This is a genomic window from Algoriphagus sp. Y33 (assembly GCF_014838715.1).
GTDB lineage: Bacteria > Bacteroidota > Bacteroidia > Cytophagales > Cyclobacteriaceae > Algoriphagus.
The window spans coordinates 4,386,900-4,412,863 of sequence record NZ_CP061947.1 but is presented as its reverse complement, the minus strand read 5'-3'; the positions used below and the strand labels follow the sequence as shown (position 1 = coordinate 4,412,863).

General features: G+C 41.4%; 30 protein-coding genes and 1 rRNA gene. 15 read left to right on the top strand and 16 right to left on the bottom strand.

Annotated elements, in window-relative coordinates; genetic code table 11:
* Positions 1-29: 29 nt before the first annotated feature.
* The 6 genes from rrf to ID165_RS17755 all read left to right on the top strand — a co-directional run bounded on the left by rrf (position 30) and on the right by ID165_RS17755 (position 4,560).
* A 5S ribosomal RNA gene (gene rrf / locus ID165_RS17780) occupies positions 30-141 on the top strand.
* Positions 142-337: 196 nt separating this feature from the next.
* On the top strand, positions 338-1,582 hold the full coding sequence (locus tag ID165_RS17775) for a dihydroorotase (protein ID WP_192346576.1): 1,245 nt from the start codon (positions 338-340) through the stop codon (positions 1,580-1,582).
* Complete coding sequence (locus ID165_RS17770; RefSeq protein ID WP_192346574.1) at positions 1,575-2,087, top strand: DUF4199 domain-containing protein; 513 nt, start codon at positions 1,575-1,577, stop codon at positions 2,085-2,087. The genes ID165_RS17775 and ID165_RS17770 overlap by 8 nt, the downstream gene beginning before the upstream one ends.
* A 10-nt stretch (positions 2,088-2,097) precedes the next feature.
* Positions 2,098-2,634: a DUF4199 domain-containing protein gene (locus tag ID165_RS17765; protein WP_192346572.1), complete on the top strand. Its 537-nt coding sequence runs from the start codon at positions 2,098-2,100 to the stop codon at positions 2,632-2,634.
* A 1-nt stretch (position 2,635) separates the two neighbouring features.
* A complete protein-coding gene (locus ID165_RS17760) occupies positions 2,636-3,598 on the top strand; it encodes a glycosyltransferase family 2 protein (protein WP_192346570.1) in 963 nt (320 codons plus the stop codon).
* Positions 3,598-4,560: a glycosyltransferase family 2 protein gene (locus ID165_RS17755; protein ID WP_192346568.1), complete on the top strand. Its 963-nt coding sequence runs from the start codon at positions 3,598-3,600 to the stop codon at positions 4,558-4,560. The genes ID165_RS17760 and ID165_RS17755 overlap by 1 nt, the downstream gene beginning before the upstream one ends.
* Here the strand turns inward: ID165_RS17755 and ID165_RS17750 are convergent.
* The gene (locus ID165_RS17750) at positions 4,557-5,321 is read right to left on the bottom strand and encodes a class I SAM-dependent methyltransferase (RefSeq protein ID WP_192346566.1); all 765 of its coding nucleotides are present in this window, start codon (positions 5,319-5,321) and stop codon (positions 4,557-4,559) included. The two genes, ID165_RS17755 and ID165_RS17750, sit on opposite strands and share 4 nt — an antisense overlap.
* A 183-nt stretch (positions 5,322-5,504) precedes the next feature.
* On the opposite strand from ID165_RS17750, the gene ID165_RS17745 reads away from it, so the two are divergent.
* Positions 5,505-6,998 carry a TolC family protein gene (locus tag ID165_RS17745; RefSeq protein WP_192346564.1) on the top strand — a complete coding sequence of 498 codons (1,494 nt, stop codon included), beginning with the start codon at positions 5,505-5,507 and terminating at the stop codon, positions 6,996-6,998.
* Between the two features lie 14 nt (positions 6,999-7,012).
* On the opposite strand, the gene ID165_RS17740 is transcribed toward ID165_RS17745, so the two are convergent.
* The 8 genes from ID165_RS17740 to ID165_RS17705 form a co-directional block, all read right to left on the bottom strand.
* Positions 7,013-7,357 (bottom strand): hypothetical protein, encoded by a 345-nt coding sequence (locus ID165_RS17740; RefSeq protein WP_192346562.1) that lies wholly within the window; start codon positions 7,355-7,357, stop codon positions 7,013-7,015.
* A gap of 61 nt (positions 7,358-7,418) precedes the next feature.
* Positions 7,419-7,598 carry an Arc family DNA-binding protein gene (locus ID165_RS17735; RefSeq protein ID WP_192346561.1) on the bottom strand — a complete coding sequence of 60 codons (180 nt, stop codon included), beginning with the start codon at positions 7,596-7,598 and terminating at the stop codon, positions 7,419-7,421.
* Positions 7,599-7,600: 2 nt separating this feature from the next.
* Entirely contained in the window at positions 7,601-8,440 is an 840-nt protein-coding gene (locus tag ID165_RS17730; protein ID WP_192346559.1) for an SPFH domain-containing protein, read from the bottom strand.
* Between the two features lie 272 nt (positions 8,441-8,712).
* Positions 8,713-9,669 carry a signal recognition particle-docking protein FtsY gene (gene ftsY / locus ID165_RS17725; protein ID WP_192346557.1) on the bottom strand — a complete coding sequence of 319 codons (957 nt, stop codon included), beginning with the start codon at positions 9,667-9,669 and terminating at the stop codon, positions 8,713-8,715.
* Between the two features lie 90 nt (positions 9,670-9,759).
* Positions 9,760-9,912, bottom strand: coding sequence for a DUF4295 domain-containing protein (locus ID165_RS17720; RefSeq protein WP_082632367.1), 153 nt, complete (start codon positions 9,910-9,912; stop codon positions 9,760-9,762).
* Between the two features lie 38 nt (positions 9,913-9,950).
* Positions 9,951-10,133, bottom strand: a complete 183-nt coding sequence (gene rpmG, locus ID165_RS17715; protein WP_057939355.1) for a 50S ribosomal protein L33 — start codon at positions 10,131-10,133, stop codon at positions 9,951-9,953.
* Positions 10,134-10,164: 31 nt separating this feature from the next.
* On the bottom strand, positions 10,165-10,407 hold the full coding sequence (rpmB, locus tag ID165_RS17710) for a 50S ribosomal protein L28 (RefSeq protein ID WP_192351650.1): 243 nt from the start codon (positions 10,405-10,407) through the stop codon (positions 10,165-10,167).
* A gap of 102 nt (positions 10,408-10,509) precedes the next feature.
* On the bottom strand, positions 10,510-10,668 hold the full coding sequence (locus ID165_RS17705) for a DUF5522 domain-containing protein (protein ID WP_192346555.1): 159 nt from the start codon (positions 10,666-10,668) through the stop codon (positions 10,510-10,512).
* Between the two features lie 76 nt (positions 10,669-10,744).
* Between ID165_RS17705 and rocD the strand changes: the two genes are divergently transcribed.
* From rocD to ID165_RS17675, 6 genes are all read left to right on the top strand, one after another.
* A complete protein-coding gene (rocD, locus tag ID165_RS17700; RefSeq protein ID WP_192346553.1) occupies positions 10,745-11,980 on the top strand; it encodes an ornithine--oxo-acid transaminase in 1,236 nt (411 codons plus the stop codon).
* 137 nt (positions 11,981-12,117) lie between these two features.
* On the top strand, positions 12,118-12,771 hold the full coding sequence (locus tag ID165_RS17695) for an HAD family phosphatase (RefSeq protein WP_192346550.1): 654 nt from the start codon (positions 12,118-12,120) through the stop codon (positions 12,769-12,771).
* A gap of 3 nt (positions 12,772-12,774) precedes the next feature.
* Complete coding sequence (gene hemB, locus ID165_RS17690) at positions 12,775-13,743, top strand: porphobilinogen synthase (RefSeq protein WP_192346548.1); 969 nt, start codon at positions 12,775-12,777, stop codon at positions 13,741-13,743.
* Positions 13,744-14,264: 521 nt separating this feature from the next.
* Positions 14,265-15,563, top strand: coding sequence for an ammonium transporter (locus tag ID165_RS17685; protein WP_192346546.1), 1,299 nt, complete (start codon positions 14,265-14,267; stop codon positions 15,561-15,563).
* 93 nt (positions 15,564-15,656) lie between these two features.
* A complete protein-coding gene (locus tag ID165_RS17680) occupies positions 15,657-16,856 on the top strand; it encodes a porin (RefSeq protein ID WP_192346544.1) in 1,200 nt (399 codons plus the stop codon).
* Positions 16,857-17,151: 295 nt separating this feature from the next.
* Positions 17,152-17,436 carry a hypothetical protein gene (locus ID165_RS17675; protein ID WP_192346542.1) on the top strand — a complete coding sequence of 95 codons (285 nt, stop codon included), beginning with the start codon at positions 17,152-17,154 and terminating at the stop codon, positions 17,434-17,436.
* A gap of 71 nt (positions 17,437-17,507) precedes the next feature.
* Here ID165_RS17675 and ID165_RS17670 read toward each other — a convergent pair whose 3' ends face one another.
* Both ID165_RS17670 and dnaK read right to left on the bottom strand, forming a co-directional pair.
* Positions 17,508-17,882: a co-chaperone GroES family protein gene (locus ID165_RS17670; protein WP_192346540.1), complete on the bottom strand. Its 375-nt coding sequence runs from the start codon at positions 17,880-17,882 to the stop codon at positions 17,508-17,510.
* Between the two features lie 123 nt (positions 17,883-18,005).
* Complete coding sequence (dnaK, locus tag ID165_RS17665) at positions 18,006-19,931, bottom strand: molecular chaperone DnaK (RefSeq protein ID WP_192346538.1); 1,926 nt, start codon at positions 19,929-19,931, stop codon at positions 18,006-18,008.
* A gap of 236 nt (positions 19,932-20,167) precedes the next feature.
* Here dnaK and ID165_RS17660 point away from each other — a divergent pair, with 236 nt between their 5' ends.
* Complete coding sequence (locus ID165_RS17660) at positions 20,168-20,332, top strand: hypothetical protein (RefSeq protein WP_192346536.1); 165 nt, start codon at positions 20,168-20,170, stop codon at positions 20,330-20,332.
* A gap of 38 nt (positions 20,333-20,370) precedes the next feature.
* Positions 20,371-21,177 carry an MOSC domain-containing protein gene (locus ID165_RS17655; protein ID WP_192346534.1) on the top strand — a complete coding sequence of 269 codons (807 nt, stop codon included), beginning with the start codon at positions 20,371-20,373 and terminating at the stop codon, positions 21,175-21,177.
* A 123-nt stretch (positions 21,178-21,300) separates the two neighbouring features.
* On the opposite strand, the gene hemE is transcribed toward ID165_RS17655, so the two are convergent.
* From hemE to ID165_RS17630, 5 genes are all read right to left on the bottom strand, one after another.
* Positions 21,301-22,323, bottom strand: coding sequence for a uroporphyrinogen decarboxylase (gene hemE / locus ID165_RS17650; RefSeq protein ID WP_192346532.1), 1,023 nt, complete (start codon positions 22,321-22,323; stop codon positions 21,301-21,303).
* A 129-nt stretch (positions 22,324-22,452) separates the two neighbouring features.
* Complete coding sequence (locus ID165_RS17645) at positions 22,453-22,974, bottom strand: hypothetical protein (protein ID WP_192346529.1); 522 nt, start codon at positions 22,972-22,974, stop codon at positions 22,453-22,455.
* A 79-nt stretch (positions 22,975-23,053) separates the two neighbouring features.
* Positions 23,054-23,569 carry a hypothetical protein gene (locus ID165_RS17640; RefSeq protein WP_192346527.1) on the bottom strand — a complete coding sequence of 172 codons (516 nt, stop codon included), beginning with the start codon at positions 23,567-23,569 and terminating at the stop codon, positions 23,054-23,056.
* A 2-nt stretch (positions 23,570-23,571) separates the two neighbouring features.
* The gene (locus ID165_RS17635; RefSeq protein WP_192346525.1) at positions 23,572-24,153 is read right to left on the bottom strand and encodes a hypothetical protein; all 582 of its coding nucleotides are present in this window, start codon (positions 24,151-24,153) and stop codon (positions 23,572-23,574) included.
* Positions 24,154-24,190: 37 nt separating this feature from the next.
* Complete coding sequence (locus ID165_RS17630) at positions 24,191-25,963, bottom strand: ABC transporter ATP-binding protein (protein ID WP_192346523.1); 1,773 nt, start codon at positions 25,961-25,963, stop codon at positions 24,191-24,193.
* Between the last annotated feature and the right edge of the window lies 1 nt (position 25,964).

Genomic DNA, 25,964 nt, shown 5'->3' with positions numbered 1-25,964 from the left:
GATATTATGTGATGTATAGCCACAAAGATTTAGGCGGCCTGGCGCAGGGGTCCCACCTCTTCCCATCCCGAACAGAGAAGTTAAGCCCTGCAGCGCCGATGGTACTGGGGTTACACCCGGGAGAGTAGGCCGCCGCCTCATTTATTCAAAAGCCAGCACTATGCTGGCTTTTTTGCGTTTGGGGGCTACCGCTTCTTTAGTTAAACCCGTGTTTATTGTGATGAAGGGTTGGTGGTTAGGGCTTTAATTTTAGCATCGATAGCTTTCGCCATACTATTTTTGATTCCATTTTTCATTTTTGGAATATTATTGCAGTTTTGCATCAAATTAAATTTGAATGTCCGTTCTATTTAAAGGTCTCTGTATTATACATCCTGATGGTTTGGGAGAACCTGAGGATTACGTTTTTGAAAAGGGAGAGTTTACACCTATAGCTTCAAGCAACACTTCACATTATGATCAGGAAATTGATGCTACCGGCTGGCTTTTGTCGCATGGTTGGATAGATCTTCGATGTGGGGTGGGAGAGCCTGGACACGAGTATAAAGAATCGATAGAAAGTCTTGCGGAATGTCTAGTTACCAGTGGTTTTTCTGCGGCTGTCATTCTCCCAAATACAGAGCCGGTTATTCAGTCAAAAGGAGATGTAGATTTTGTGTTGAATAGGGCAAAAAGATATACTCCGGAATTTTTGATTCAGGGGGCTGTAACCAAGGATACCGAAGGAGAGAATTTCACTGAGATCCTTGATATGCACCACCAATCAGGAGTCTTTGTTTTTGGTGAAGGAAGGAAGCCTTTAGCAAATGGGGACCGATACATGAAGGCACTTCAATACCTGCAGAAGTTTAATGGCGTGTTGTTTGATCATGCCTACGATCCTTTATTAGCAATCTTTGGGCATATGCACGAAGGGGATAATTCCACAATGCTTGGAGTGAAAGGAATGCCTAACCTTGCAGAAGATGTTGCAATTCAAAGAAATTTAGAAATTGTTCGCTATACAGGAGGGCGGATTCATTTTCAGACAATCAACACCGCTAAGGGAGTTAGCCTCATAAGGGGTGCAAAAGCTGAAGGATTAAATGTGACAGCGGATATTTCTATATATCAGCTGCTGTTTAGTGACTCCGATTTGATGGAGTTTGATCCAAATCTTAAAGTATTACCGCCGTTCAGGGGAGATACTGACCGAGAAGCTTTGATTGAAGGTATTAAGGATGGTACAATAGACGCATTGGTGAGCAACCATCAGCCGGAAGACAGAGATTCTAAGTTTATGGAATTTGATCTTGCTCATTTCGGGATGGTTGGTTTGCAGACGTTTCTTCCTGCTATGGCTTTGCTTAAAAATGAACTTGGATGGCCATTATTAATCGAAAAGATTACAAGTGGTCCCAAAGAAATATTGCCTCATGAACTAACTCAGTCCTGGACAATTTTTGATCCTGAAGCTGATTGGACGTATGATGAAAAATCTAATAAATCACTTTCATCCAATTCACCTTGGTTTGGAAGTGATCTTAAAGGAAAAGTGAAGTACGTGATTCAAAAGGGTCAGCTAATAGAAGTGGATGTATAAGTACTTTAGTTCATCATATAGGTTTGGAGGTTTTGCTGGTGCTTTGAGTATCCTTGCTTTTATCACGTTGTCATTCCTTTATCCCGATCCCACCAATCTTACGCTGATTTTTGGCTATATTATTACTCCGATTGCCATATTTTTGGCTATTAAATTCTTCAAAGAATATAGCAACGAGGGCTATTTGTCTTTTGCAGAGGGCATGTCTGTAGGTTTTGTGGCTTATATGTTGGAAGCAGTTATTTCTTTGGGAGGAATATGGATAGTACTGATAATACACCCGGAGCTATTTGTTCAGGTTAAAGATTCAAAGCTTGCTGTATTGGAAAGTAGCAAGGAATCAATAATCACGCAGGTGGGGGAAAGTTCTTTTGACTTGACCATGGAAAGCATCAAAAACATGGTGCCATTTGATATCGCTTTAAATGATGCGCTGTGGAAAATCATTCCCGGACTGTTTTTTACTATTATTATATCTATTATTTTAAGGAAAAATCCTAACTAACGAGCAAATCATGGAAAATTCGGCACCAATATCTGAGACAGTTAAAAAATGGGGATTAATCTACGGGTTAATTGGAATTATATACACCTATATAACGGCTATGCTAGGTCTACAAGGCAATTCTTCCAGTATTGCCTCAGGTATTATCTCATTTCTTTTAACCGTTGGCATCGCTTTTACAATTTATTTTTTAGCTACAAAAGAATACAGAACTGAGAATTCAGGCCTGTTGGCTTTCGGTAAGGCATTTGTGATATGCCTTCTAGTTGGTTTATTAGGAGGTGTTTTACGTAGTGTTGGATTTTATTTATATATGAAATTCATAGATCCTACATATGTGGATTCTATTATTGAAGCTCAAATGCAGGCTCAGGAACAAATGGGAGGAACTGCTCCCGATCCTGATAGTTTGCCAGCTTTTATGAAATTTATGCAAACACCTGAATTCTTTGCAGTATCAACATTTATTTCAGCAATTTTTGGTGCAATAATCCTTGGGCTGATAGTGGCAGCTATAAACCAGAAAAAGGAAGATTTCTCGTATTAATATGCCACAAATTTCAGTTGTAGTTCCCGTATTTAACGAGGAGGAGTCTCTGCCTGAATTAACTCAATGGATTAGCCGTGTCATGCATGATCACGGCTTTTCTTATGAGTTGATTTTCATAAACGATGGCAGTACAGATAGTTCCTGGGGAATTATCAATTCTCTTTCGCACGACTCTACGGTGGTGAAAGGTGTTAATTTTACCAGAAACTACGGCAAATCAGCTGCACTGGATGCGGGGTTTAAGAAAGCATGTGGAGATGTAGTGATTACCATGGATGCTGATCTGCAAGATAGTCCGGACGAGATCCCTGGACTGTACGTGATGATTATGGAAGGAAAGTTTGATGTGGTGTCCGGCTGGAAAAAGGAGCGTCATGACCCGTTAGGTAAAACTATTCCTTCCCGGTTTTTTAACGGAGTAACAAGGTGGATCTCCGGAATCAAACTTCATGATTTCAATTGTGGATTAAAGGCGTACCGCCTTAAGGTTGTAAAAAATATTCAGATCTATGGGGAGATGCATAGATACATTCCACTGCTTGCCAAATGGAATGGATTTGGCAAAATAGGAGAGAAAGTTGTTCAACATCAGGCTAGAAAATATGGGTATTCCAAGTTTGGCTTAGAGCGGTTTTTAAATGGTTTTCTGGATTTGATTTCTGTGTCTTTTGTGCATCGATATAAAAAGAAGCCCATGCATTTTTTTGGTTTCTTGGGGAGCTTTTCATTTTTGGCTGGATTTATAATTACCTGTTGGTTGATCTTTGAAAAAGTCTATGGATTAAGCAAAGGGCATAAAGTCAGGGAAATAACCGACCAACCCCTATTCTTTTTAGCATTGGTGGCTTTGATTATAGGGGTCCAGCTCTTTGTGACAGGATTCATTGCGGAGTTGATGACTTCCAATCAATCCAAGGAAACGGAATATAAAATTGACGAGGAGATAAACTTCGACTTTTGATGAAGTTCTCGGTAATCATACCGGTCTACAATCGTCCCGAAGAGTTACGCGAATTAGTACTTAGCCTTACAGAGCAGACTTTCGCTGATTTTGAGGTAATCGTGATTGAAGACGGCTCCACGCAGGATTCGAAAAATGTTGTCAATGATTTTGATGTAAAGCTGTGTATCCATTATTTGTCACAGTCCAATACAGGACAGGGATTTGCCAGAAACAATGGGATGAAAATTGCCTCCGGTGATTTTTTTGTTATCCTCGACTCTGATGTGATTTTGCCCTCCGATTATTTAGAAAAGCTTTCGAATGCCATTCAGGATAGAGGTCTTGATGCTTTTGGAGGACCTGATGCAGCGAAGGATGATTTTTCGGAATTACAAAAAGCGATGGATTTTGCTATGACTTCTATTTGGACGACCGGTGGAATCCGTGGTAAAATAAAAGATCCGTCCAAGTACCAGGCCCGCGGATTCAATATGGGGGTTTCCCGAAGGGTTTTTGAAACGATAGGAGGTTTTTTGGATCCTAATCGTGGCGAAGATATAGAGTGGAGTATAAGGATTAAAAAGGCGGGCTTCAGGCTGGAATTGATTCAGGAAGCGTATGTGTACCATAAGCGCAAAAACACATTGCTTTCATTTGTCAGACAGGCTTTTTCTTTTGGGAGAAATCGGGTGAATGTTTCTAGATTTCAACCTGGAGCCATTGCCATTGTTCATTGGTTACCAACGGCATTTCTGTTGTTTAGTCTTTCAATTCCCCTTTTGTATTTAGTGTATAAACCGCTCTTCCATCTCAATTTATACATGTTCCTAATCTGGAGCGTCGGTGTGATCCTTTCATCCACCTTTCATAATCGTTCTGTAAAAGTAGGTCTATTGAGTTATGTTACTTCAATTTTACAACTCTGGTCTTACGGGCTTGGGCTGCCTTATGAGCTCTTGAATAAGTCCGTAAAAGGTTAATTCCCTTTTCTACATACAAAGATAACTTCTTCTGAGGGAAGTGCATTTTGCGTTACCAATTCAGGAGAGATCTCTTTTACAAACAAATTTTCTTCAATTTGTAGTCCTGATTTCCTAAGGCGTTTGGCATAATCCTTTCCAAACTTCCGCACATGGTCTCTCTGTCCAAATATGCGTTCGCGTTCGGCGGGTTCCGTTATGGTTTTGTCCTCTAAGGTCTTTTCGATAGGGTATACAGGAGATTGGATTATGCCCCATCCGTCTGGCTTTAATACACGGTTAAACTCAGTACAAGCTTTTAAATCGTCTTCTACATGCTCCAAAACATGGTTGCAGAAGACGACATCAAAGCTGTTTTCGGGAAATGGAATATCGTGAACATCCATTTTGACTTTAGCCAGTGGGGATTCTATATCGGCGGTGATATAATCTAAGTTTGTCAGCGCTTCAAACCGCTCAATAAAGCAATGTTCGGGAGCAACATGAAGCACCCGGAGTGGAGCTGTGAAAAAGTTTGTTTCCTCTTTGAGGAAAAGCCACATCAATCGATGACGCTCCAGAGATAGGCAATTGGGGCAAAGTGCATTTGCTCTTGCAATTCGGCCATAAGGTAGAAATGTTTTGTAGCTTTGACCGCAAACTGGGCATGTGACAGCCTTCCCTGAATTTAGCTTTGCAAAAACTTGCATGACGAAAGGGCTTACCCGTTGCAATAATGGTCTAGGGACGTATCGTATAACGAAACTGATGATGGACTTCATGATAAATTTTGATCAGACTGCAAGTTACGCAAAGGGGTAAAAGGAGTGGTATTTAAATGGATGTTTTGCTTTTTTTAGGTTTTTTAGGATTTCAAATGCAATAAGATTCTTGTTTGTGGTGAATCAATCAGTATTTTAGTTGATGTGAATAGTTAGCCTTTTTCAAATTAAGATAGCGCCTTTATGAAAATCAAAAGATCACTTTTTTTACCATGCTTTACTATACTGCTTATTAGTGGATCATCAATTAATGTTGTGACGGCGCAGGACACGCCAACCTTTACTTTGAGGGAGCTGGTTCAGCAGGCAAAGGATAATTCTCCTGCTTCACTCCGGGCCAAGACAATTAAAGAGAATAGATATTGGGAGTTTCGCCAATTTAGGGCAGATTACAACCCCCAGCTTAGATTCAATGGAACTATTCCTTCTTATACCCGATCCTATAGTGGTGTTACTCAGCCTGACGGATCAATAGGATATCGGGAGGTTAATCAGAACTTGGTTGATCTTGGTCTGGGGCTACAGCAAGTAATCGCACCTACAGGAGGAGTGATTTCAGTTAACACATCCAGCAGTCGTTTTGATAATTTTAGAAACGACCTGAACGAGCCAAGAACCCAGTTTTTAGGCACTCCGGTTAATATCAGTTTGCAACAGCCGATTTTTGCATACAATCCATTTAAGTGGAATAAGAAAATTTCACCTTTACTTTTCGAAGAAAGCAAGCGGGAATATGTTGAGGAAATGGAAAGCGTTTCCATGCAGGTGACATCATTGTTCTTTGATTTCTTGATTGCGCAAGTGAATGTTGAAATCGCCACAAAAAATCTTGAAAATTCGGAAGGGATTTACTCAATCGAAAAGAAGCGGTATGAAAAAGGGATGACTTATGAGGATGACTTACTTCAAATAGAACTTCAGGCCTTGCAGGCACAACAGGATTTAGCACAGGCCAAGCTTTCTTTGGAAAGTTCTTTGTTCGCTGTGAATTCTTATATTGGACTTAACCAGAATACTGAGATTAAATTGTTTTCGCCTACAGAAATCCCCGACTTTCATGTGGATGTGGAGCAGGCGATAGATTTGGCATTTCAAAATAGGTCAGAATCCTTGGGGTTTGATCGAAGGAGACTTGAAGCTGAAGCTGAGGTAGCTCAGGCGAGGGGGCAGCGATTCGAAGCTACATTAAACGCCAGCTATGGTACAAATAACACTGCGTACTCTTGGGGAGATGTTTATCAAAACCCAAACACTCAGGCCTTGGTGAATTTAGGAGTCTCAGTGCCTATTCTGGACTGGGGTAGAAGTAAGGCCCGAATGGCACAATCCATGGCAAATCAACGGTTAGTTGATTATACAGTCCAGCAGGATATGGTGAATTTTGAAGAGGAAATCTTCACTAAGGTTAAAAATTTCTTGATGATAAAGGAGCGGTTGAATGTCACGAAAGTAGCCGATGATGTGGCTCAGCGAAGGTATGATATAGCATTACGAAGATATCAGACAGGCAATGTTACTATTACGAATCTCAATATTGCCCAAAATGAAAAAGACTCTAATAAAAGAGCCTTTTATGAATCCTTACGTGATTATTGGATGGCCTACTATGAGTTAAGAGCCCTTACTTTATACGATTTCGAAAATGGGGAGTTGCTTTATGCTCCTGAGCTAGATTAAATTTGGAAACAGATTTATGAGTTCTCGCTGATATAAACTTCTAACTTTTTCATCTTTTTCTCCAGTTTTTCTATTGATTTGGAGTGCTTGTCAATTTTCTTGGTGATTTTTGCTACATCATTAGGAGAAAGCTTGCCCGCAGAATTTTTTTTCTCAAAGTCTGTTCTAAGATCTATGCGCTTTTCAACGGCTTTTTCGTGCTGCCCTTTATATTTTTCAAGTTGCGCTATGGACTTTTTTACTTTTTCTTGAACCTTGGCATCTACCGCTGCAGAGCTTACCTCTTGAGCTGTAGCCTCCGATGGGGATAGGTAAACAACCCCAACTAAAAGGAACAATACAAATATTAGTTTTTTCATAATTTTTAGTGATTTATTCTAGAAATATACTCAAAATTATTCTATAGTGCAGTTTTATATTTTAATCTAGATTTGGATTGCTTGATTCATGCTTTGGTAAGCGACCTGATTTTTTTAAAGATTCCCGCACTATCCATTCAAGTTGGCCATTGGTACTACGGAACTCATCAGCAGCCCATTTTTCGAGTGCTTTCATCATATTCTCGTCCAGCCGTAGTGCAAATGCTTTCTTCTTTGGCATTATTACTGATTTAATGTTCCTACATTGAGTACCGGACTCGCACTTTTGTCAGAGCAGAGTACCACCATTAGATTAGAGACCATTACAGCTTTTTTCTCCTCGTCAAAATCTACAATTTCTTTGAGTTTAAGATCTGCCAATGCCATCTCTACCATTCCCACAGCCCCCTCTACTATTTTTTGTCTAGCAGCTACTATCGCTGTGGCCTGTTGTCTTTGGAGCATGGCGGAAGCAATTTCCGAGGAGTAGGCTAGATGTGATATTCTAGCTTCAATCACCTTGATTCCGGCATGGTGGAGCCGCTCACTGATTTCTTGTTCTAGAGAGTGATTTACATCTTCCACCCCTGATCTCAACGTGATTTCAGCTTCTTCCGACTCAAAATTATCATAGGGATAGAGACCGGCCATTTTCCTTATAGCTGCATCAGATTGTAAATGGACAAAGTTTTCATAGTCATTTACATCAAATGTAGCCTTGAATGTGTCTTCCACTTGCCATACAACTATGGTTCCAATCATTACGGGGTTGCCGATCTTGTCGTTAACTTTTACCGGTTTGTTTTCGAAATTCCGTACCCGCAATGAGATTTTCTTTTTTGTCATAAATGGAATTACCCAATAGAAGCCATTGGCTTTTACACTTCCTTTATATTCACCGAAAAGTAGGAGGACCATAGATTTGTTTGGTTCGACAATGAAGAAGCCAGGGGAAGTTGCCGCAGCCAAAATACTAATGAAAATTAGCCCTTGATGACTGGTAAGTAAGAGAGCTAAAATGAATAGGACAATAATGAGCAAGATCATCGCGTATCCTGAAATGGGTTTAGTTATTTTTTCCATGTTAATATGATGTTAAAATGATATCATTTTGAATTACGGTAAAAATAAAATAAAGTTCCATTTCATGAAAAAAAATGCTCCGAGAGTGATCGGAGCATCAGATTAAGATTGGTTGGGTTATCCGCTTTTCTGCCACTAAAGAGATTTAAGCATTAGATGGAATTTATCATTTAGTCACTTTGGCCTGCCTAGATGTGGTGATGCATCGGTAGTTTTGCCAATAAAATAAGGGAAATATGGTAGTTGGCATCACCGCAGAATCTATTGCTTATTTACTTCTTTTTAAAGAGTGAGTCGACAAATTCCTTTCGATTGAAAATTTGGAGGTCGGTCATTTTTTCGCCAACGCCAATATACTTCACAGGGATTTTAAATTGATCTGAGATGCCGATTACTACCCCCCCCTTGGCGGTACCGTCTAATTTGGTAATGGCAAGAGCAGTGATTTCTGTTACTTTCGTAAATTCTTTTGCCTGGATAAAGGCGTTTTGTCCCGTGGACCCATCCAATACGAGTAGAATCTCATGAGGAGCATCAGGGATAAATTTCTGCATAACCCGTTTGATTTTTCCCAACTCATTCATTAGATTCACTTTGGTATGAAGTCGACCGGCTGTATCGATGATGACCACGTCGGCATTAGAGTCTACTCCTTGTTTTACGGCATCAAATGCCACAGAAGCAGGATCTGTATTCATCCCATGAGAAACCACGGGCACACCTACTCGCTGACCCCATAGAATCAACTGGTCTACGGCTGCGGCTCTAAATGTATCGGCGGCGCCTAAAATCACAGATTTTCCTGCTGAATGGAATAGATTGGCAAGTTTTCCGATAGTGGTAGTTTTGCCCACACCGTTCACACCTACTACCATGATTACATAAGGTTTTTTACCTTCGGGTAGATCAAAGTCCAGTAGATCCTGAGAGTTGTTCTCTTTGAGAAGATTTTCGATTTCTTCTTTGAGAATAATGTCAAGCTCGGCAGTGTTGACATATTTATCTCTAGCGACCCGCTCTTCAATCCTTCTGATGACTTTGATGGTGGTATCTACACCCACATCCGAAGTGATTAGAATTTCTTCCAATTCATCCAAAACCTCATCGTCCACTTTGGACTTGCCGACGACGGCTTTACTGAGTTTTGTAAAAATATTTTCGCTTGATTTCTGAAGGCCTTGATCGAGGCTTTCTTTCTTGTCTTTTGAAAAGAAACCAAAGATACCCATACATGTGCGTTTTAAAAGTGGAATATAACGAAAAAGTCCCTGCTGACCGATGGACAGAGGGACTAGAATGCCTTATGTTGCGATTGCAACTTATTTTTTCAAGGTTTCCTGTACCAGAGGGGAAGGAACCATTTCTTCTCTGAAGGTATAAGCGCCAGTCTTCTCAGATCTTACTGCTTTGATTACTTTGGCGTAAGACACGCCACCTTCTTTTTTAAGGGTTGCTACTACTTTCTTAGCCATGGTCTTGTCGTTTTTAACGGAATTGCTTCCGAGCTAGATTACTTAATTTCTTTATGAACAGTTACTTTCTTCATGATTGGGTTGAATTTTTTCAATTCCAATCTTTCAGTAGTGTTTTTTCTATTCTTGGTAGTGATATATCTTGAAGTACCTGGCAGACCGGAAGCTTTGTGCTCCGTGCATTCCATAATCACTTGTACTCTGTTGCCTTTCTTAGCCATCTTTGTATTGATTTAAGGGTCGTGACCTTGATTATCTGATTACAATCATCCCGTTATCCTGAGCCTCTTTCAAAACCGCAGTGATACCTTTCTTATTGATAGTCTTCAATGCCTTAGTACAAACTTTCAAAGTGATCCATGCATCTTCTTCTGGAACGTAGAACGTCTTCTTGTGAAGATTAGGGGAGAATCTACGCTTAGTTTTGTTGTTTGCATGGGAGACGTTGTTACCTACTCGAGGTCTTTTTCCGGTAATGTCACAAACTTTTGCCATGGTAATGTATAGTAAATTGTATCCGTTTCTGTAATGAGTCTGCAAATATCGGAACTTTTCGGGGATTTGCAACAATGCATTTCAAAAATATTTCCTTTTACCTCAGGCTTTTGGATAGGGACAATGTTTGCAGCCACTTCCACAGCAATAGCCCCGTTTTAGGTGGTACTTTTTGGTGAAAACCATCAATCCCTGAGCATTGAAATAAAAGTCTTCCGAACTTAATGCTGGGGTTGGGAGGGGCTTCTTGGGATCTTTCATGGTTAGGGTAAAGGCAATTGCTATATTTGGCCTTGGAGGACTCCTTATTAGTATAGTACACAAAATTACGAAAAACATGCAGACTATTAGTTCAAGCAAACAAGCAATAGCATTAGAAGATAAGTACGGTGCCCATAATTATCATCCATTGCCGGTCGTGTTGGCGAAGGGGGAGGGTGTTTTTCTCTGGGATGTAGAAGGAAAGCGGTACTATGATTTTTTGTCAGCCTACTCAGCGGTTAATCAGGGACATTGTCATCCCCGTATCAAAGATGCATTGATAGATCAGGCTGGTACGCTCACTTTGACTTCTAGGGCTTTTCATAATGATGTGCTTGGTCCTTTCGAAAAATACCTCTCTGACTATTTTGGTTTTGACAAAGTGCTCCCAATGAACACGGGGGCTGAGGCAGTGGAGACAGCTATCAAAATAGCAAGAAAATGGGGATACGAGAAAAAGGGTGTGGATGAAAACCATGCTAAAATTGTCGTTGCGGAAAATAACTTTCATGGAAGAACAACGACAATAATTTCTTTTTCCAACGATGAAAATGCACGGAAGAATTTCGGTCCTTACACTGCAGGATTTGTAAAGATACCTTATGATGATCTTTATGCGCTGAAAACAGTTGTGGATGATCCGGATGTGGTTGCGTTTTTGGTGGAGCCTATTCAGGGCGAGGCGGGCGTGTATGTGCCGGGAGAAAATTATCTAAAGGAGGCAAAAGCTGCATGTGAAGCCAAAAATGTTCTTTTTATCGCCGATGAGATTCAGACGGGAATAGCCCGCACGGGAAAATTGCTTGCAGTAGATCATGAAAATGTTAGACCCGATATCCTGATTTTGGGGAAAGCTGTTTCAGGTGGGTTTTATCCTGTTTCCCTTGTGTTGGCTGACGATGCCGTGATGAATGTCATCAAGCCGGGACAACATGGGTCTACTTTTGGAGGGAACCCGCTGGGGGCGCGGATCGCAATGACAGCTTTGGAAGTGGTGAAAGACGAAAGACTGGCCGAAAATTCCGAGAAGCTAGGCAATGTATTTCGGTTGAGAATGCAGAAGCTGGTTGAGAAATCAGATCTCGTGAAGTTGGTCAGGGGAAAAGGTCTTCTCAATGCCATAGTGATCAATGATTCTGAAGAAAGCAGTACCGCTTGGAATATTTGTATTGCTTTGAAAGACAATGGATTGTTGGCAAAACCCACCCATGGCAATATCATTCGATTTGCTCCGCCTTTGGTGATGACTGAAGAGCAGATCCATGAGTGCTGTGATATAATTGAGTCTACCATAGTGAATTTTGAAGGATGATGACCTGGGGTGCCTAAAGGATTTGTGGAATAAGTAAGGTTTTGACCTTCGATTGACCTCCCGTGTTTCTGGAACCAGGGAGGTTTTTTAATTGTCTTATGCTTAGTTTTGCATCATTAATAAAACTGAACCAACACATGTTAAAAGCTGTCATTTTTGATATGGATGGGGTGATTTGCCATACCAATCCGTTTCATTCCATTGCTTTCCAGCGTTTTTTCGCGAAAAGGAATCTTAACCCCACTGAAGCTGAGTATGCAGAGCATATGTATGGCAAGAATAATGGGTATATCCTGAGTCATTTCCTTGGGAGGAAAATAGAGGGAGAGGAGTTGGCGTTGCTCGAAGAGGAGAAAGAGGGGTTGTTTAGAGAAATTTATAAAGCTGAAGTTGATCCTATTTCAGGCTTTATAGAGTTTTTTTCCGAGTTAAAATCAACAGGTCTACCCACTGCGGTTGCGACTTCTGCACCTCGCGCTAACTTGGATCTAATCATAGGTGCGCTGGGGATAGGAGGGCAGATGCAGTCACAGCTCGCTTCGGAAGATGTGTCTATGCACAAACCAGATCCGGAGGTGTATCTACAAACTGCGTCCAAGCTTGGTGTAAGGCCTGAAAACTGCTTAGTGTTTGAGGATTCTTTCTCGGGGGTTAGTGCAGGATTAAATGCAGGGATGAAAGTAGTCGGAGTATTGTCCAGCCATACTAAAGGAGAGTTGCCGAAGTGCAGTAGTTATATTCATGATTACAGAGAATTGTCAATAGATCAGATTAAGAACCTTTTCAAATAAATTATGCTACGCAGACCCCGAAGAAATCGAAAATCCGAAGCCGTAAGAAACCTTGTAGAAGAAACTAACCTTTCAGTAAAAGATCTGATTTTTCCGATGTTTCTTGTGAATGGTCTTAATAAGCGGGAGGGGATAGACTCTATGCCTGGGATTTATCGTTTTTCCATCGATACGATGCTAGGTGAAATCGAAAGTTGCTTGAAACTTGGAATACAGGCATTTGATGTGTTTCCCGCTTATCCTGATGACTTGAAGGATACTGTGGCTTCCGAAAGTTATAACCCTGAGACTTTTTATTTAAAGGGGTTGCGGGAAATTAAGAAGCAGTTTCCTGAAGTTTGTCTGATGTCTGATGTGGCAATGGACCCATACAGTAGCGATGGTCACGATGGATTAGTGAAGGGCGGAAAAATTTTAAATGATGAGACGTTGGAAATTTTGGCTAGGATGTCCCTCGCCCAAGCAGATGCAGGGGTCGATATTATTGGTCCCTCGGATATGATGGATGGGCGAGTTGGATACATTCGTGAAATATTGGATGAAAGCGGATTTACAGATACATCTATTATGGCTTATACAGCCAAGTATGCAAGCGCATTCTATGGGCCTTTTAGAGATGCATTGGACTCTGCCCCCAAGTTTGGTGATAAGAAGACCTATCAGATGAATCCGGCAAACTCTCAGGAGGCCTTGATCGAAGGTGGCTTGGATACGGAAGAAGGTGCGGATTTTCTAATGGTGAAGCCTGCTCTCTCTTATCTGGATATTATTAGGCTGCTAAAAGAAAACTTCCCTTTGCCAATAGCGGCTTACAATGTGTCAGGTGAGTATAGTATGGTGAAGGCCTCCGCGGAAAGAGGCTGGATTGACAGCGACCGGGCTATGCTTGAGATCTTACTGAGTATTAAACGTGCCGGGGCGAAGGTGATTCTTACATATTTTGCCAAAGAATATGCAAGTTTTGTGAGATAGTGAACAGTACTTCTTTTTTTTACATGAAAAACCGGATTACTCCGGTTTTTTTATGTCAGTAGGTTTATATTTTGATCCATTTTATGTGCTTCATTGTAATTTTTTAAGGTAGTGACGTGAAAAAAAATCGATTTTCCAAAAATTTATATTTTTCGTAAAACACATAAGCTGACTTAAAAAACTGTTATTTTTCATTTATCAAAATATTATCTCAAATACATAGGTTATTTTTCGATAAAGTTCTGATAAGGGGGCATGGTAGCCATCCTTGAAGAATATTATAGATTTTATCCAAATAATATTTTTAATATAGTTAGGTTCTCAAAATGACCTATATCATGTATTTTTTTGCAAAAAATGTAAAAAATGGATATAAAATGACATTTAAAATTATGTTTTTATGCTGAAAATGTAAAAATGGATTTGTTTTTTTACCAATAATATAATTACATTCGATTCAAGTAATGCGTCGTAAACCTATCGTAAATTCTGAAAATTGTTCTTTTAACTATATCTAACCTATGAAGTATTTCACAACACTGTTGGCCCAAGATGTGGCCGCAACAATGGACTTGTCTGCTGAGATTTCACAAAACCTCCTTACGACAAACAATGTTTGGATGATGCTTTCCACTGCCCTCGTGTTTATTATGCACTTGGGATTTGCGGGAGTGGAGGCAGGGTTTGGCCAAGCCAAAAACACAGTAAACATCCTATTTAAAAACACGATTACTCCCATTATCGGTATTTTGTCCTATGCCCTAGTGGGATTTTACCTGATGTATCCTGGGTTTGAAACGCCGGGATGGTTTGGTTTTGATGCATCGGGATGGAGCATGTTCTGGTTTTCTCCCGGAGATGCAGATGTGGGCACTGGATACGCTGACGGAGGTTATACCTACTGGACTGACTTCTTGTTTCAGGCGATGTTCGCTGCTACAGCGGCTACGATAGTTTCGGGAGCTATTGCGGAACGGGTAAAACTTTGGGCTTACTTGGTTTTTACCTTATTGTATGTAGGGATTGTCTATCCATTAATCGGCAGCTGGAAATGGGGCGGTGGAGCATTGGATGCGATGGGCTTCTATGACTTCGCAGGAAGTACTTTGGTTCACTCAGTAGGCGGATGGGGAGCACTGGCAGGTGTAATATTAGTTGGTCCTAGAATCGGGAAATATGTCAACGGTAAGACTGTGGACAAGCCTGGGTCAAGTGTTCCTTTGGCAGTAATAGGTGTGTTCTTGCTGTGGTTGGGCTGGTTCGGGTTTAACGGAGGCTCAGTATTATCCGCAGATCCTGCGTTGGTTTCATTTGTGTTGGTAACTACCTGTCTGGCTGCATGTGCCGGTGGGCTGGGAGGATTCCTTGCCGGGAACTTAGTCTTTAAACGCTTGGATCTGGGTATGGTGCTTAACGGCATACTGGCCGGCCTTGTAGGTATTACAGCCGGAGCTGATGTGATCAATCCTTTGGCTGCGGTATTTGTAGGTTTTGTTGCAGGGATATTGGTAGTGTATTCAGCGGTGCTGTTGGATAAGTTTAGGCTTGATGATGTGGTTGGTGCGGTTTCTGTCCATCTGACTTGCGGTATATGGGGGACTCTGGCCGTTGGTATTTTTTCTACCAATCCTGATCACACTTTCTTGACACAATTAACAGGCGTGGCTATATGTGGAGTTGTTGCTTTCTCTGCTGCTTTCCTAATATTCTTTGTCCTGAAAAAGACGGTAGGTATCCGTGTCTCCGAAGAGCATGAACGTAACGGCTTGGACTCGCACGAACATGGAATCCGCGGCTATACTATTGTTTACGACGAATAGTCTATAGAAAACATTGCTCTGCCAGGGGAGGAGCTCTTCCCTTGGTGGGCTTTATTTGATCAATCCTATTTTAAACCATTACCAATTTGTAACATGAAAAAATTTCAACTATCCATAGTTGCGTTGCTGCTTTCAGTTTCTTCCATGAGCTTTGCTCAGGAAGTCACCATTGTCGAGGAAGAAAGCGAGCCGTCTAAATTGACTTTCTCCGGTTCTGTCGATGCGTATTTTAGAACAAATTTTAATGGCCCTAACAAGGGCGAAAATATTCAAGCTCCAGCTTCCTCATTTGCCAATCTTCCAGGCTTTTCTTTGGGCATGGCAAATATAATTGCGACTTACCAAGGCGAGAAAGTGGGAGCTGTAGCGGATTTGGTGTTTGGACCAAGAGGAGAAGATGCTGTTTTTGGCTCTCCTATGTATGCAGGAGGAATGGCCGGTAGTTCTCAGATTGTGAATCAACTCTATGTGTACTGGAATGTGAACGATGTGGTGACTTTAACCATGGGGAACTTCAATACCTTTCTTGGGTACGAGGTGATTTCCCCAACCGCTAACTTCAATTATTCCACTTCATATATGTTCTCCTATGGCCCATTCTCTCACACCGGTTTGAAAGCGGACTTTGCACTTTCTGATAAGTGGTCTTTGGCAGCGGCCGTGATGAATCCTACAGATATGACGGAATTTAATCTTTTGGGAACATATACACTCGGAGCTCAATTGGGTTATTCTGCTGATGCAGGAAGCGCGTATTTAAACTTTGTATATGGTGATCAAGACGGCAAGCTTGACACAGATAGTCAGTCATTGGTTTCTGGGCAGTCCTCTATGGGAAGTTTGTTTCAGGTGGATTTGACAGCCGGAATCGATTTGTCCGAGACGATCTATCTAGGATTAAACACTACCTATAATACCACTTCTGCGGGAGAAATTTATAACGGATCGAGCATAGATGATCTGGACGGTGATGGTGCAGGATTCTTTGGTGTTGCGGGTTATTTGCAGGCAAAGACTTCTGATATGTTTTCCATCGGTCTTCGAGGAGAATATTTCAGCGTGTTTAATGGAGGGCTTGACGGAGTGGTTGGTCTGGATAGACCTGCTGTAGATGGAGGTGAAGGAAGTGTTTTTGCTACTACGCTTTCAGGTAACGTAAGAATAAACAAAAACCTAACACTTATTCCCGAATTAAGATTGGACTCTATGAGTGAGGACTTCTTTAAAGATAATGATTTGAATGATTCAAAGAGCTTAGCGTCATTTATGTTGGCTGCAGTATTTGCTTTCTAAAAATATAAACAGGGTCTATTGTTAATCTTTAAAGCCGGGATGAATTTCATCCCGGTTTTTTATTTTCCCCGGGTTAAACTTTAAAGTGGGTTTTTCCCGAAGCTTATTTTCCCGAAAATGCTGTTGTAAATTGAGTTGTTAGGTTATTTTGAAGCTAAATAAAATAAGTGTATTTAAAATTTAAAGAATATAATTTTACGATTTATCGAAAAACATCTAAATAATACTGATTTTACGTAACCTTTTCTTGACGTATAAGTATAGATAAGTGAGTGTAACTTAAACAATACATGTTATGAAGAGATCGGTATTATTGCTTGCAATTATGATGGTATCGGCAGTGGGATTTTCGCAATCTACCTTGAAAGGTCCAAAAGCTAAGAACGCAACTGCTGCTGAACGTGCAGCAAATGCTTCGCCATTAAAGTTTAAAATAGAGCCATTGGAACTCAAGGGGCCTGCGGCCAAAAATGAGAAGGTGTGGAAACGGGAAGACGTGCAAACTGAAACGGTATTTGTTCGAAGAGAACAACCACTAAAAGGACCGAAAGCTAAAAACAAAAAAGTCTGGGAGGATTAAACTTCCTTTTGATAAATGTTAAATAGGTTAATTGAAAAAGCCCGGTAAATGCCGGGCTTTTTGTATTTCGCTCATAAATCCTGTTCTCTTTCTAGCATAAGCACTGCTGCTTGGGAGACTATATAGTATTTTTCTCCTTCGTAAATAACTTCATGTGCTCCCGTAAGCAGAAATATCGCCAAATCCCCCTCTTTGGCTTGAAGAGGAACATATTTCACCTTTTCTTCACTGTCCATCCAGGGTTCATGATCATCGGTAGCCACCGGGATTGGATATCCGGGACCGGCCTTGATAATGTAGCCTTGTTGTACTTTTTCTTTTTCCTGAATCCCGGGTGGGAGGTATAAACCTGACCCTGTTTTTTCATTGGGTTTTTTTAGTCGGATCAACACCCGATCTCCCACTACAATCAATTTTTTAAGTTTATTCTCTGCTGTCAATTGCATGGCTTATGGTTTCTACTGATCAAATTTATATAAGAGTCAAAATTCTTAATCAATGGCTCTGTAACTAAAAAGGCATCTGTTTTTACACAGATGCCCTTTGAGTTGGTCTAGCTTAGGGTGCTATTATTTTTTCTCTTCTTCGCTTACTTCTTCGTAATCCACATCAGAGACTCCATCACCGGCATCAGTAGATCCTGCACCGGCATTTGTGTCATTTCCCGCTGCTCCCGCTCCTTCAGCTCCCGCGGCATTATACATTTCCGTAGAGGCAGCTTCCCAAGCTTTGTTCAATCCTTCCATTGCGGAATCAATTCCTGCGAGGTTTTGAGATTGATGTGCAGCTTTAAGAGTTTCAAGTGCTCCTGAAATTGCAGTTTTGTTGCCTTCGGAAAGCTTGTCTCCATATTCTTTCAACTGCTTCTCCGTTTGGAATACTAGGCTGTCGGCTTGGTTCAATTTATCGATTTTCTCTTTTTCAGCTTTATCAGATGCAGCATTTGCTTCTGCTTCGGATTTCATTCTGTCGATTTCTTCCTGAGAGAGCCCTGAAGAAGCCTCGATTTTGATCTTCTGCTCTTTGCCTGTTCCCTTGTCTTTTGCAGATACATTTAGAATACCGTTAGCATCAATGTCAAAAGTCACTTCGATCTGAGGAACACCTCTTTGTGCCGGTGGAATGTCGGAAAGCTGGAATCTACCAATTGTTCTGTTGTCCTTGGCCATGGCACGCTCTCCTTGAAGTACGTGAATATCCACAGCAGGCTGATTATCAGCAGCAGTTGAGAATGTCTCTGACTTTTTGGTAGGGATAGTGGTATTAGACTCGATCAATTTGGTGAATACACCCCCCATTGTTTCAATGCCGAGAGAAAGCGGAGTCACATCCAAGAGAAGAACGTCTTTCACTTCACCTGTCAATACTCCACCCTGGATTGCTGCTCCTATAGCTACTACCTCATCAGGGTTAACTCCTTTGGAAGGCTTCTTGCCGAAGAATTTCTCAACTTCTTCTTGGATTTTTGGGATTCTCGTCGAACCTCCCACCAAGATCACTTCATCAATATCGGAAGGGGTCAAGCCGGCATCTGCTAAAGCTTTCTTACAAGGCTCCATAGATCTTCTCACCAAATCTTCGGATAGTTGTTCGAATTTAGCTCGACTCAAAGTTCTTACCAAGTGCTTAGGTCCGGTTTGAGTTGCGGTGATATAAGGAAGATTGATTTCAGTAGAAGCAGAGCTCGAAAGTTCGATTTTTGCTTTTTCGGCAGCCTCTTTCAGTCTCTGAAGCGCCATAGGATCCTGTCTCAGATCGATTTGCTCTTCTGATTTAAATTCTTCAGCTAGCCAGTTCATGATCACTTGATCAAAGTCATCACCACCGAGGTGAACATCACCGTTGGTAGATTTTACTTCGAATACTCCGTCACCAAGTTCTAATACAGAGATGTCAAAGGTGCCACCGCCAAGATCATACACGGCGATCTTCATATCCTGATGCTTTTTGTCCATACCATATGCCAATGCCGCAGCAGTTGGCTCGTTGATGATACGTTTAACCTCAAGACCTGCGATCTGACCGGCTTCTTTGGTAGCCTGACGCTCGGAATCGTTGAAATATGCCGGAACTGTAATAACTGCTTCGGTCACTGTTTGACCCAAGAAGTCTTCGGCAGTGCTCTTCATTTTCTGAAGGATCATAGCAGAAAGCTCCTGTGGAGTATAAGAACGGTCACCTATCTTTACGGCTACCGTGTCGTTAGATCCTTTTTCCACTTTATATGAAGCATGTTTTTTCTCCTCGGAAATCTCGGAGAATTTTTTGCCCATGAATCTTTTCACTGAAGAAATCGTATTCTGAGGGTTAGTGATAGCTTGGCGTTTGGCAGGATCTCCCACTTTACGCTCACCGTTTCCGTTGTCAAGGAAAGCCACAATTGAAGGTGTGGTTCTTCTTCCCTCACTGTTTTGGATGACTACAGGTTCATTACCTTCCATCACTGCTACGCAGGAGTTGGTGGTTCCTAAGTCAATGCCTATGATTTTTCCCATGATTATATGTTTTTAAGTTATTTCAAATTGATATAACTCCCTTTCTTCAATGGATGTGCCATCTGAGAATTCACAGCATTTTGTGTCACATTGGCAGAAAAGTTGACATGTGGAAGGGAAGAAAAACACTGAATTGTCATTTATTTCTTCATACTAAATGTCCAAGCTGACAGTTTTAAAGAAAAATCAATCTGGGTTTGCAACCAATTAGCCTTCACTTGCATCTACTAGTTATAATGAAACCATTTTTTAGGGGAAATATGAACGAGAAATGTCGCTGGTGTCTGGTGATTTTGCTGGGAGTAGGCATACTTACCGCCAATAGAGAATTGGAAATAGTGGCTTCGGTGTGGAGTTATTTGAAAGAATTTGCTTCTTTCGCTAAAAATTTTTTCATCTGAAGAAGGCATTTTCTAGCATAGAGACTTATTTTTAGGTTATGCCAGAATCGTTACTTATCCAAGACATATATGTTTATCCAATTAAATCCCTTGCCGGAATAAGGCTCTCCGAAGCTAAGGTTGAAGAAAGGGGATTTGAATTAGACCGGCGATGGATGCTGGTGGATGAAACGGGTAAATTCATCTCTCAGCGTAAATTCCCGCTTATGGCGGCGATAAAGGTCGAAATCGGAGATGATTCACTCACTGTATATCACCTTTCCAACCCTAGTAAATTGATTCGTATTCCCTTTGACGCCGCAGGGGAAGAAATATCTTCGGTAGAGGTTTGGGATGATAAGATGGCTGCCCGGTTGGTCGCAAAGGAATTTGACGATTGGTTTAGTGACGTGTTGGGTATGGGGGTGCGTTTGGTGAAAATGCCAAGTACCACGGAGCGAAAAGTGGATCCAAGGTATGCTGTAAATGGAGAATCGGTAAGTTTTGCCGATGGAATGCCTTATTTGCTTATAGGACAAAAATCCCTGACTGATCTCAATTTCCGCTTGCGAGCTCCTGTGTCAATGAATCGCTTTCGCCCCAATATTGTCTTTTCGGGCGGAGAACCTTTTATAGAGGATTCCTGGGGGAAAATGCAAATAGGTGATGTCAATTTTCAGGTAGTAAAACCATGTGCCCGCTGTGTGTTGATAACTGTGGAGCAAGAGACGGGGATAAAAGGTGCGGAGCCATTGAAAACCTTGGCTACCTATAGAAAAGTCGGCAACAAAATTCTTTTTGGGCAAAATATGGTTGCTTTGTCAACAGGAGTTATCAAGGTTGGAGACGAACTTAAGTTGATGTAATTACGGGTAAATATACATCAATGAAGCTAGGATATTTAAACAGAGAAATCCTGCTTCTGGAGAAGCAGGATGACTTTTTGGGGTCCGCATATAACTTTGTTGCCCTCGGTTAATTCTTTTTGCTTATTTAAACTCTTTCACCGTTTCAATAAAGACTTTGACCATTTCAGGATTAATATCCGGATATACGCCATGGCCAAGATTGGCAATGTGTCTCGTGCCCCGGAATTGCGCCATCATTTCTATAGTCGCTTCACGCACTTGGTCGGCGGTACCGTAAAGTGCGGCAGGATCTAGATTTCCCTGCAATGTTTTATCTGACCCGATCAATTTTCTTGATTCGGCTATTCCCATATTCCAGTCCAAACCTATCGTTTCGCAAGTTAATTTGCCCATTTCTTCTCTGGCAAAGAATGCACCTTTGGCAAACACAGTTTTCGGAACTGAGGTAATGGCGTCACAGATTTGGGCGATATAAGGCAAAGAAAATTCCGAGTATTGTTTTGGCCCCAATATTCCCGCCCAACTATCAAAGAGTTGCACCAATTGTGCTCCTGCTTCGATCTGGGCTTTCAGGTAATTGATCGTGCTATCAGTTATCATCTGAAGCAGTTTATGGGAAAATGCCGGTTGAGTATAAAGCATTTCTCTGGCCGTAGAGAATGTTTTGCTGCCATGCCCTTCCACCATGTAGGAAAAGATAGTCCACGGCGCACCCGCAAAACCAATTAATGGTACACGGCCATTCAAGGCTATTTTGGTGATGGAAATGGCGTCCGTCACGTATCGAAGTTCTGAACCATCCGAGATATGCAGCTTCTTAAGATCAGCTTCAGATCGTACTGTATTAGGGAATAACGGACCTCTTTTTTCTACCATTTCATAAGGCAAGCCCATCGCTTCAGGAATCACCAAAATGTCTGAAAAAATAATAGCAGCATCCACTCCCAGTAAATCCACCGGTTGTATCGTCACTTCGGCAGCAAGTTCGGGAGTTTGTGCAAGTTCAATGAATCCACTGACACTTTCTCTTACTTTTCTGTATTCAGGCAAAATCCGTCCTGCCTGGCGCATCAGCCAGACGGGAGTTCGTTCTGTAGGTTCGCCTTTAGCGGCTCGGAGTAAGAGGTCGTTTTTCAAATGCATGGTACAAAGATAAGAGCCAATTTAATTTTGGTAGGTAAAATGAGGACATAAAAAAACTGGACCTATGTAAGACATCGATCCAGCTTGCGGTAATCAGTTGGTTTAGGGTAATGTTTTAAGGTGTTATTTCTATTCTATTCGTTTAAAATCTTCATCGGTTAGTCCAAGAAGTTGAGTCACAGCATTATAGTCAGTTAAATCAATTCTGGCATTTGCGGAAGCGAAATCACCGGGCACAACAACTATACGGAACAGTTGGTTTTCTGTATAGGATGCGTCAAGTGAAGCAAAGTCCACGTCACCATCTAAGAACAGTCTAAAATCACTGCTGGTGAAATCGTAATTATATACTAAAATAGCTCCTCCTTGAAAATATGTTGTCTGGGGCATTGCTCTCCAGATAGGAGTTGCTCCGTCCGCTTCCCACATTACAAAAGCAAGTACTACATCACTTTCTATGATCGGCGGTTCAAAAAATCTAGTGTCCATGTAATCATTGTCAGCAGTAAAATCCACTTCTACTTCAAAAACTTCCGATACAATGTTAACGCCCGGTTCACCATCAGCACCACGCGGTCCCTGCGGCCCTTCGCATCCTTGGAATACAAACATCCCAAATAGAGCCAAAATTAATAAGTTTATATTTTTCATACAGTAGTTTGTTAAGGTTAGTAAGATGCTTTCACGAATTGTGCCATTAAATGGTTGGTTAAAAATCCTTAACTTCTTTTTACCTGATTGGTGCAATGACCTGAACTTCGTTTTCAGAGATGATTTTGTCTATATAAACGCCACTGAGTTCCAACTTATTCTCTTTTGCGTAATTATTCAGTTTTTTCTTAACACTCTCCGGGTTCGGCATTACCCATTTATTACTTTTTATTGTGGCAAGTAGGTAACTCTTATTGTCAAAGGAACGAAACTCTAAATCCGGAATTGGCAACGTTTGATTGATGGCGACAAATACAACCATGGTGTCATGCTTTCCTGCAGGCTCTACTTCATAAATGGTATGAAGGAGGCTTCCGGGATGCAGCTCTTTTTGAGTCTCGATCTTTAGGAAAACCTCCCCCAAATCCTTGTTACCCGGAGTTCCTCTGTAGGTTATACCAGCAAGATTCTCGGGTTTGGTTTTGATCAGTTGTACTTCAATAGGGGTGTTCCCGCCTAATTTGCCAAAGCCCCAATATCCTACGATCGTAAGAATGCTCAGTACCGCAATGGCTAAAACCAATATTTTTTTCATTTTTAGAAAAGGTAACGAACTCCGATTGCTCCCTGGCCTTTGACATGGCCTATGCGGTCAATCAATTCTAGAAAAAAACCGGCTTCACCAAACACAGAGATCGGCACATCATCAAAATAGTACTCTGCACCAATAAATGCTTCGGGTCCAAAATCAACATTTGTACGGCTGTCTTTTTTCACTAGGGAAGAAGTAAGTCCATCTACATAAGAATAAGTGACTTTGGTGGTTCTTAACTGAATGCCTGCGCCCCCGTAGGCAAGTAGGTATCCTTGAGTGATGCCAAAAATATCTGTAATGTCCTCATGATATGCAGAACGTACATTGAAAGAAAGCCCTTTACTGGCACTGTGGGAAACGTAAAATGCGTTTGGCTCAGGAAGTTTTTTTTCAAAATTTCGTTGATAATAGTTTGCACCGTTTATGCCTGCACTTCCTATCATTCCTTCAATGGAAATGTAATCACTGATGAAATCTTTGTAAGTAATGGAAAGCGGCTCTCCCAGACGGATTCCAACTCCTCGTTCTTGCGCAAAACTCATGAATGGTAGTAATACTAACAGGGTAATTAATCTGTATTTCACTTGATCGATGTTTTTTAAATTGAATCCAATAATCAGGCTAAATCGCCATGGTTTTGAGTTGCATCTGATGCAATTGGGTGTAATAGCCTCCCAATTCCAATAGAGAATCATGTGTCCCCGTTTCTACTATTTTCCCTTTGTGCAGAACTATGATTTTATCCGCTTTTTGGATAGTGGATAGCCTATGCGCGATTACAATGGATGTTCTTCCTGTCATCATCGTTTCTATGGATTCCTGAATCAATTCCTCTGTTTCTGTATCAACAGAGGAGGTGGCTTCATCCAGAATGATTATTTCCGGATTATAAACCATAGCTCTTACAAAAGATATCAATTGGCGCTGGCCGACAGAAAGTGTAGATCCACGTTCCATCACATTGTAATCAAGCCCGCCCGGAAGCCTTTCTATAAAGCGTTTTGCACCGGCAAGTTCGGCAGCATGCATCACTTGTTCTCGGGTGATGTCGGGATTACCTAACGTGATATTGTAGAAAATTGTATTGGAAAACAGGAAAACATCCTGAAGGACTACTCCGATGTGCTTGCGTAAAGTGTCAAGTTCAAATTCACGTATATCATGCCCATCGATTGTAATATCTCCTTTATTGATTTCGTAGAATCTGGAAATCAAATTTATAATGGATGATTTGCCCGCTCCTGTCGCTCCCACGAGTGCGACTGTCTGGCCTGATTCTACCTCGAAACTGATGTCTTTTAGCACGTAGTCTTCATCTACATAGGCAAACCAGACATTTTCCAATTTGATATTTCCCCTGACTTTGGAGGGGCTGTAACTTCCTTCGTTTGCGATGTGCTCGTCGCTTTCAAGCAGCTTGAAAATGCGGGAGGAACTTACCACACCCATCTGAAGTGTGTTGAATCTGTCTGCAATCATCCGAATAGGCCGGAAGAAAAGCTGCAGATACATAATGAAGGATATCAAAACCCCAATTTCGATTTGCATTCCCAAGACTCCTACTGCTCCGTACCAGACCACAAGACCTATTCCAATCGCCTGGATAATTTCAGCCACCGGGAAATAAATTGAATAATAGAGAACCGAGCGTATATGTGCTCTTCTGTGTTCTTTGTTTATTTCTTTGAATTTTTCGAACTCCCGGTCTTCACGGTTGAAAATCTGTACGATATTCATACCTGTGATATGTTCCTGCAAGAAAGAATTCAAATTGGAAACGGCATTTCTTACATCATTGAAAGTTACCTTGATTTTTTCCTTAAACACATAGGTGGAAATAATCATCAGTGGCAAGGTGGATAGACTTACCAGCGTAAGCTTCCAGTCGATAAAAAACATGACACCGAGGATAGTCACCAGCTGTAAAAGGTCTCCGATAATTGCCGCCAATCCTTCGGAGAATACATCCGCAAGCGTTTCTATATCAGAGATATTTCTAGTGACCAGTCTTCCGATTGGAGTGTTGTCGAAGAATTTTAGGCGAAGCTTTAGGAGGTGTTTATAGAGCTTAACACGAATGTCCCGGATGATCACTTGGCCGATCCAGCCGGAGTAATAAGTGTGAGCCCATTGCACCAAGGCCTGCACGATCATTAACCCTATGAGCAAATAGATAATGCGCAAAAGTCCTGCACTGTCGCCTACAGCCACATAGTCATCTATTGCTATCTGGATAAAATAGGGGCGGGTAGGAGCCAAAATAGCCAGAGCGACGGTAAGAAAGATCAGAAAGTAGAACTGAACTTTGTATGGTTTCACAAAGCCGTATAACTGCTTGAGTACTTTCGAATCGACGATTTCGCCGGAGGAGGTTTTTTCTTGTTCTAAGCTCAAG

Bases quoted from the DNA above. Each gene is read 5' to 3' on its own strand.
- ID165_RS17755 (WP_192346568.1), top strand. From the start codon at position 3,598: ATGAAGTTCTCGGTAATCATACCGGTCTACAATCGTCCCGAAGAGTTA.
- ID165_RS17745 (WP_192346564.1), top strand. From the start codon at position 5,505: ATGAAAATCAAAAGATCACTTTTTTTACCATGCTTTACTATACTGCTT.
- ID165_RS17705 (WP_192346555.1), bottom strand. From the start codon at position 10,668: ATGAAAGATCCCAAGAAGCCCCTCCCAACCCCAGCATTAAGTTCGGAA.
- ID165_RS17660 (WP_192346536.1), top strand. From the start codon at position 20,168: ATGAAACCATTTTTTAGGGGAAATATGAACGAGAAATGTCGCTGGTGT.
- ID165_RS17760 (WP_192346570.1), top strand. From the start codon at position 2,636: ATGCCACAAATTTCAGTTGTAGTTCCCGTATTTAACGAGGAGGAGTCT.
- ID165_RS17735 (WP_192346561.1), bottom strand. From the start codon at position 7,598: ATGCCAAAGAAGAAAGCATTTGCACTACGGCTGGACGAGAATATGATG.
- ID165_RS17670 (WP_192346540.1), bottom strand. From the start codon at position 17,882: ATGCAATTGACAGCAGAGAATAAACTTAAAAAATTGATTGTAGTGGGA.
- ID165_RS17750 (WP_192346566.1), bottom strand. From the start codon at position 5,321: ATGAAGTCCATCATCAGTTTCGTTATACGATACGTCCCTAGACCATTA.
- rocD (WP_192346553.1), top strand. From the start codon at position 10,745: ATGCAGACTATTAGTTCAAGCAAACAAGCAATAGCATTAGAAGATAAG.
- ID165_RS17675 (WP_192346542.1), top strand. From the start codon at position 17,152: ATGAAGAGATCGGTATTATTGCTTGCAATTATGATGGTATCGGCAGTG.
- ID165_RS17695 (WP_192346550.1), top strand. From the start codon at position 12,118: ATGTTAAAAGCTGTCATTTTTGATATGGATGGGGTGATTTGCCATACC.
- ID165_RS17740 (WP_192346562.1), bottom strand. From the start codon at position 7,357: ATGAAAAAACTAATATTTGTATTGTTCCTTTTAGTTGGGGTTGTTTAC.
- ID165_RS17655 (WP_192346534.1), top strand. From the start codon at position 20,371: ATGCCAGAATCGTTACTTATCCAAGACATATATGTTTATCCAATTAAA.
- ID165_RS17720 (WP_082632367.1), bottom strand. From the start codon at position 9,912: ATGGCTAAGAAAGTAGTAGCAACCCTTAAAAAAGAAGGTGGCGTGTCT.
- ID165_RS17640 (WP_192346527.1), bottom strand. From the start codon at position 23,569: ATGAAAAAAATATTGGTTTTAGCCATTGCGGTACTGAGCATTCTTACG.
- ID165_RS17680 (WP_192346544.1), top strand. From the start codon at position 15,657: ATGAAAAAATTTCAACTATCCATAGTTGCGTTGCTGCTTTCAGTTTCT.
- rpmB (WP_192351650.1), bottom strand. From the start codon at position 10,407: ATGGCAAAAGTTTGTGACATTACCGGAAAAAGACCTCGAGTAGGTAAC.
- ftsY (WP_192346557.1), bottom strand. From the start codon at position 9,669: ATGGGTATCTTTGGTTTCTTTTCAAAAGACAAGAAAGAAAGCCTCGAT.
- ID165_RS17770 (WP_192346574.1), top strand. From the start codon at position 1,575: ATGTATAAGTACTTTAGTTCATCATATAGGTTTGGAGGTTTTGCTGGT.
- ID165_RS17730 (WP_192346559.1), bottom strand. From the start codon at position 8,440: ATGGAAAAAATAACTAAACCCATTTCAGGATACGCGATGATCTTGCTC.
- hemB (WP_192346548.1), top strand. From the start codon at position 12,775: ATGCTACGCAGACCCCGAAGAAATCGAAAATCCGAAGCCGTAAGAAAC.
- ID165_RS17765 (WP_192346572.1), top strand. From the start codon at position 2,098: ATGGAAAATTCGGCACCAATATCTGAGACAGTTAAAAAATGGGGATTA.
- ID165_RS17645 (WP_192346529.1), bottom strand. From the start codon at position 22,974: ATGAAAAATATAAACTTATTAATTTTGGCTCTATTTGGGATGTTTGTA.
- ID165_RS17685 (WP_192346546.1), top strand. From the start codon at position 14,265: ATGAAGTATTTCACAACACTGTTGGCCCAAGATGTGGCCGCAACAATG.
- hemE (WP_192346532.1), bottom strand. From the start codon at position 22,323: ATGCATTTGAAAAACGACCTCTTACTCCGAGCCGCTAAAGGCGAACCT.
- ID165_RS17775 (WP_192346576.1), top strand. From the start codon at position 338: ATGTCCGTTCTATTTAAAGGTCTCTGTATTATACATCCTGATGGTTTG.
- rpmG (WP_057939355.1), bottom strand. From the start codon at position 10,133: ATGGCTAAGAAAGGCAACAGAGTACAAGTGATTATGGAATGCACGGAG.
- dnaK (WP_192346538.1), bottom strand. From the start codon at position 19,931: ATGGGAAAAATCATAGGCATTGACTTAGGAACCACCAACTCCTGCGTA.